This window comes from Planococcus sp. CAU13 (assembly GCF_000775575.1).
In the GTDB taxonomy this organism is placed as follows: Bacteria; Bacillota; Bacilli; order Bacillales_A; family Planococcaceae; genus Planococcus.
The window spans coordinates 1-941 of record NZ_JRGN01000213.1; the positions used below are offsets into that span (position 1 = coordinate 1).

A 941-nucleotide genomic window follows, 5' to 3' on the forward strand; every position below is an offset into this window, starting at 1 on the left:
GTAACTTAAGTGCAGTTAAGTTACATTCACTTTTTTTAGGAGGCGAATAAGAGGGAGGGTTCTCTGATGGAACAATGGTATACGAATACGGACATAGAAAAACAAATTCCAGACTTTGAAATGTCATTTTTCAAGTCCCTGTATGGATTTCGTTATTACTTAGATTTTGATTCAAACTACAATGAAATTGCATTTCTGGAAGTGGATTTTTTATTAGAAAAAGACGACCGTAAATTCAAACTGGTGATGAAATTCTCTAATATTGTCTCGCTTTACCTTTATCGGATCACCGGAAATGAAAATGATTTAGAGGGTGGTTTCACCATCGAGAACCTAAAGGAGTCAGGCTATGAAAAACGATTCAAATACCTGATCGACAATTATGAGACCGATATTATCAAGTTTTACTGTGAAGAAATAGAAGTAGTAACTTTGGAAAAACGTGAGTTCTAAAAGAAAAACTAACTGTTTGGAGCAATTTTATGTATATCCGAATGTAACTTCTTGTGAATTAAGTTACATTCAAAATCATAAATAACATTCAAGAACGTAGGGAGGCTTCTCGCAACATGAAGTATATTTGTCCGGTATGTGGTCATAAAGGGTTGGACGAACCTGCATATGCTGATTTGAATACCTTAAAGGACGGCTCATTCGACATATGCAGTTGTTGTCGATTTCAATTTGGGGTAGACGACGACATTGAACTAGGAAACGGAGACTTTTTAGCAGTCAAGGATACACACACTATTTATCGCGATATTTGGCTGAAATTTGATGCTCCTGTTTTTTCAATTAAAGAATATCCTGCTGAAAATCAAGAACATGGAAAAGTGAAGCGAGAGTTACTGGTGGATCAATTAAAAACTATTGGTGTCGATATTAACGAACAAGTAGAAAAGTAAACACTTGAATGTAACTTATTGGTAATTAAGTTACAT

Annotated in this window: 2 protein-coding genes; both read left to right on the top strand. The window is 34.9% G+C overall.

Annotated features, from left to right (window positions below; genetic code table 11):
• Positions 1-66 precede the first annotated feature (66 nt).
• Positions 67-453 carry a hypothetical protein gene (locus tag KW93_RS09455; protein WP_033542763.1) on the top strand — a complete coding sequence of 129 codons (387 nt, stop codon included), beginning with the start codon at positions 67-69 and terminating at the stop codon, positions 451-453.
• Between the two features lie 116 nt (positions 454-569).
• On the top strand, positions 570-905 hold the full coding sequence (locus KW93_RS09460) for a hypothetical protein (RefSeq protein WP_033542764.1): 336 nt from the start codon (positions 570-572) through the stop codon (positions 903-905).
• Positions 906-941 lie beyond the last annotated feature (36 nt).